Origin of the sequence: Amycolatopsis kentuckyensis (genome assembly GCF_002155975.1) — a bacterium.
In the GTDB taxonomy this organism is placed as follows: Bacteria; Actinomycetota; Actinomycetes; order Mycobacteriales; family Pseudonocardiaceae; genus Amycolatopsis; species Amycolatopsis kentuckyensis.
This window is the reverse complement of record NZ_MUMI01000558.1, coordinates 1-4,692: the sequence shown is the minus strand read 5'-3', so window position 1 is coordinate 4,692 and position 4,692 is coordinate 1. Positions and strand designations below refer to the sequence as shown.

Below are 4,692 nucleotides of genomic sequence, written 5' to 3'. Positions count from 1 at the left end.
GTGGACCCCGTCCGCCGCCCCTGGGTCCACAGTGGACACGGTGGTGTCCGGCGGGAGGGCGGCGAGCAGGGCGGCGGACGGGGTCCACCGGATCTTCGCCGACGAGCCGGGCGAGCTCGACGAGCTGCTGACCACCGCGTGGCTCAACGGCGTCGACGTCGACTGGGCGGCCGCCGCGGGCGAGACCGGCCGCCGGGTCCCGCTGCCGACCTACCCGTTCCAGCGCAAGCGGTTCTGGCCGCTGGACCGGCTGGACGTGTTCGCGCCCGCCCGGCCGCCCGCGCAGCCGGCGGTACCGGCGGCGACCGGGTCGCTGGAGGACGACATCGCCGCCCTGTGGGGTGAGCTGTTCGAGCGCGAGACCGTCGGCGTCGACGAGGAGTTCGGTGCGCTGGGCGGGACTTCGCTGCTGTCGGTGCAGATGGCGCTGCGGCTGCAGCAGCGCCACGGGGTGCTGGTCAACGTGCACCGCGCGGGCGGCAGCCGGGCCACCGTGCGGCGGCTGGCGCGGATCGTGCGCGCGCAGCTGGCCGACGGGTCCGCCGAACCATCCGAAGTGGACGACCACGGCGCGCTGGTCGACGCCGACCTGAAGCTGCCGCTCGGGCCGATGTCGCGACGGCGGGCCCCGGGCCGGGACGTCCTGCTCACCGGCGCCACCGGCTACCTCGGGGCGTTCCTGCTGCACGAGCTGCTGAAGACGACACAGGGCCGGGTGTACTGCCTGGTGCGCGCCGCGGACCCGGCGGAGGCGGCGGCCCGGTTGCGCGACGCGGCCGCCGCGGTGGCGCTGCCCGCCCCCGATCCGGACCGTGCCATCGCCGTGCCCGCGGACCTGCGTACCTTCGGCGAAACCGCGGACTCGCTGGCCGGGGGCGTGCTGCCGGACCGGATCGGGCACGTCGTGCACTGCGCGGCCCGGGTGGTGTTCACCGAGCCGTACCGGGTGCTGCGCGAGGACAACGTGCTGCCCCTGGCGGACCTGCTGAACTGGGTGCGCCGCCACGGCATCCGGGACTTCAGCCTGGTCTCGACGCTCGCCGCGACCGCGCCCGCGAGCGGGACCGACGGTACTCGGCTGGAGACGCGGCGCCAGCCGCTGCACCCCGACCTCGGCGGCTACGGGATCAGCAAGTGGGTCGGCGAGCGCCTGCTGGAGCGGGCCGAGGAGGACGGCATCCGGGCGCGGGTGTTCCGGCCGGGCCTGATCATGGCGGCCGGCGGCACGGGCGCGTGCAACGCCCGGGACCTGGTGTGGCTGATGCTCGCCAGCGGCCTGGCCACCGGCACCCACCCGCTCGACGACCGCGCCGAGCCGGTCGCCCCGGTCGACGTGATCGCGCGGGCGATCGCCGAGCTCGCGGTGAGCCCGGCCTCGGCGGGCCGGGTCTACCACCTGGCCGACGAGCGCTCGATCGGCACCCGGGACCTGTTCGGCCTGCTGGCCGGCACCGGGCTGGAGACCGACCCGATGCCGTTGCCCGACTGGCGGGCGATGGTGGCCAAGGAGGCGCTCGCCCGCGACAGCCGCGTGCTGTCGGCGGTCGCGCTGTACGAGCTCGAAGGCCACGAGCTGGCCGAGGACGCCGTGCAGGTGCGCGCCTGGCAGCCCTGGCTGCGCCGCCGCGGTCTCAGCTCGGCCGTCGACGGCGCGCAGCTGCGCCGTGGCCTGGCATTCCTGGCAGCGCACGACGAAGCCTTCGGCGAGCTGCTGCCCGAACTCGCGAAGGAGGGCAAGTGAGCGGCGAACGGCTGGCGGTGCTCGGCGCCGGGGTGATGGGCACGGCGATCACGACGCTGGCGGCGGGCCACGGCCTGCCGGTGACGGTGGTCGACGTCGACCCGGAGCGGCTCGCGGCGGTCGAGGCCGACGTGCGCGGGCAGCTGCGGCTGGCCCAGCTGATGGGGAAGCTGCCGGGCGACGTCACGGCCGGGGTGGTCACGCCCGCGGAGAGCGTCGCCGCGGTCGCGGACGCCGACGTGGTGATCGAGTCGATCACCGAGCGGCCCGAGCTGAAGGCGAAGGTGCTCGCCGAGGTGTCGGCCGTCGTGCGGCCGGGGACGCTGCTGGTGTCCAACACCTCGGCCATCCCCATCGACGAGCTCGCGGCCTCGGTCACCCACCCCGGGCGGCTCGTCGGCATCCACTTCATGAACCCGCCGTACCTGATCCGCGCGGTCGAACTGATCCGCGGGCCGCGCAGCACCGACCCGGCGATGGCCGCCGCGGCCGCCCTGCTGGACCGGCTCGGCCGGGAACCCGTGGTCGTCGGCGACGGCCCCGGCTTCGTGATCAACCGGATCCTGCAGCGGACGATCAACGAGGCGGCGCGGATCGTCGAGGAGGGCATCGCGAGCCCGGAGGCGGTCGACGCCGCGTTCACCGGCTGCCTCGGGCACACGACCGGGCCGCTGGCCACCGCCGACCTGATCGGCCTGGACAACGTGGTCGACTCGCTGCGCGTGCTGCACGACCGCACCGGCGACGCGGGCTACGAACCGTGCGCGCTGCTGCTGCGCAAGGTCGCCGACGGCGACTTCGGCCGCAAAACCGGCCAGGGCTTCCACCGACACTGACCTCGAGGAGAGCTGTGAGCACAACGACCAACCGGGAGCCGGTCACCGCGGACGCGGTGCGGGCGGATCTGCTGGCCTTCCTGGAGCAGCGCACGAAGCAGGCCGTCGACCCGGACCTCGACCTGTTCGCCTCCGGGCTCGTCTCGTCGATGTTCGCCATGGAGCTGGTGGTGCACCTGGAGAGCGCGTTCGGCCTGACGATCGGCGGCCCCGACCTCAAGCTGGACCACTTCCGCACCGTGACCGCGATGACCGCGCTGGTGCTGCGGTTGCGGGAGACCGCCGATGGCTGAGCCGCACGCCGAGGCGGCGGCCCTCGCGAGCGGGCTCGCCGCGGACGCCGCCGCGGGCTGGGACCTCGCCGGGGAACTGCCCCGGCCGGTGCTGCGCGAGCTCGGCGTCAAGGGCGTCCTGTGCGCGCAGGTGCCGACGGACCACGGCGGCCTCGGACTGTCCAGTGTGGACAACGGGAAACTGACCGCGCACGTGGGGACGCTGTGCGGTTCGTTGCGCAGCGTGCTGACGTCGCAGGGCATGGCGGCCTGGGCGGTGCGGCGGCTGGGCACCGCCCGGCAGCGGGCCGCCCACCTGACCGCGCTCACCGGGGGCTCGCTCGCCGGCGTGGCGTTCAGCGAGCCCGGCGCCGGCAGCGACCTTTCCGCGATGGAAACGACGCTGACCGTCGAGGGCGACGAGGTCGTCGTCGACGGCGCGAAGGTGTGGGTCACCGTCGGGGCGTACGCCGACCTGCTGGTCGTGATCGGGAAGCTGGACGGCCAGGCCGGGTGCGTGGTCGTGCCCGCCGACGCGCCGGGGGTCCGCGTGACGCGGGTGCCCGACCCGCTCGGGTGCCGCGCGGCCGGGCACGCCGACGTCCGGTTCGACCGGGTCCGGCTGCCCGCCGACGCGCTGCTCGGCGGCACCGCCCTCCCGCTCGGCATGCTCGTGACGACCGTGCTCACCTACGGCCGGATCTCCGTCGCGTGGGGCTGCGTCGGCATGCTCCGCACGTGCCTGGCCGAGGCCGCCCGGCACGTCTCGGCGCGGCGGCAGGCCGGGGTGGCCCTGAGCGAGCACCAGCTCGTGCGACGGCACCTGGCCGAGCTGCACGTCGCCGAGCGGTCGGCGACGCTGGCCTGCGCGCGGGCCAGCGGGTGCTGGGACGAGGGCGACCCCGACCTGGGCGCCGCCGCCGTGCTGGCCAAGCACGTCGCCGCGACCGGAGCGGCCGCGGGCGCGGCCACCGCCGTGCAGCTGCTGGGCTCGGCGGGCGCCCGCGACGGGCACCCGGTCGCACGCGCCTACCGGGACGCGAAGCTGATGGAAATCATCGAGGGCAGCACCGAGATCAGTCAGCTCGTGCTGGCCGAAGAAGCCCTGCGGGCGTGGGCATGACGGGAGCGGACATGATCGGGATCGGCGCCGTCCACTGTGTCCTGCCCGAGGAGTTCACCGACGTGGCGGCACTGTCCGAACTGGACACCCTGCCGGCCGAGGAGGCCGAGTTCGCCACGGGCAGCGGTGTTTCCCGCGTCGGGGTCTTCCCGGACGCCGACACCGCCGAGTACGCGACGCGGGCGTGCCAGGAGCTGCTCAAGGAAACCGGCGGCGAACCGGACGTGCTGCTCATGGTCGGCCCGCGGGCCCCGGACGTGCTGCTGGGTTCGGACGTCGGCCGGGTCCAGGCCGGCTGCGGGCTGCAGAAGACGTTCTCCTTCACCGTCGACGGGCTCGGGTGCGCGGGCTCGAGCGTGGCGTGGGCACTGGCCAGGGACCTGCTGCTCGCGGACCCGGCGAAGCAGAGCGTCCTGATCACGCACGCGAGCCGCCCCGCCGGGGCCGACCGCGTCCGCTACCCGGTCACCGTGATCGGGGACGGCGCCTACGCGATGACGGTGGTCCGCGGCGGGCGGCCGGAGCTGGTGGCGCACCGGCAGGAGACCGACGGCAGCTTCCACGACCTCTTCCGCGTCGACTACAAGCAGGCGCCGTGGTACGAGTGGCGCGAAGAGTGCCAGTCGCCTGACCGCTACCGGTTCGAGCTCGCCATGCACAGCAGGCTGCGGCTGAGCCGGCTGGTCGACGAGGTGCTCGCCGACGCCGGGATCGGCAAGG

Annotated in this window: 5 protein-coding genes; all 5 read left to right on the top strand. The window is 74.9% G+C overall.

What is annotated here, in order from left to right; all coding sequences use genetic code 11:
• Positions 1–1,741: thioester reductase domain-containing protein (locus tag CCN39_RS41680; RefSeq protein WP_143264357.1), on the top strand; the 1,741-nt coding region annotated here is incomplete at its 5' end.
• A complete protein-coding gene (locus CCN39_RS41675) occupies positions 1,738–2,577 on the top strand; it encodes a 3-hydroxyacyl-CoA dehydrogenase family protein (protein ID WP_279629615.1) in 840 nt (279 codons plus the stop codon). The genes CCN39_RS41680 and CCN39_RS41675, both read left to right, overlap by 4 nt.
• A 14-nt stretch (positions 2,578–2,591) precedes the next feature.
• Positions 2,592–2,870, top strand: coding sequence for an acyl carrier protein (locus CCN39_RS41670; RefSeq protein WP_086851882.1), 279 nt, complete (start codon positions 2,592–2,594; stop codon positions 2,868–2,870).
• Entirely contained in the window at positions 2,863–3,972 is a 1,110-nt protein-coding gene (locus CCN39_RS41665) for an acyl-CoA dehydrogenase family protein (RefSeq protein ID WP_086851880.1), read from the top strand. The genes CCN39_RS41670 and CCN39_RS41665 overlap by 8 nt, the downstream gene beginning before the upstream one ends.
• An 11-nt stretch (positions 3,973–3,983) precedes the next feature.
• Positions 3,984–4,692, top strand: a 709-nt coding sequence (locus tag CCN39_RS41660) for a 3-oxoacyl-ACP synthase (RefSeq protein WP_208630618.1), incomplete at its 3' end; no start/stop codon positions are given.

Coding starts and splice junctions, on each gene's coding strand:
- CCN39_RS41665 (WP_086851880.1), top strand. CDS start 2,863: ATGGCTGAGCCGCACGCCGAGGCGGCGGCCCTCGCGAGCGGGCTCGCC.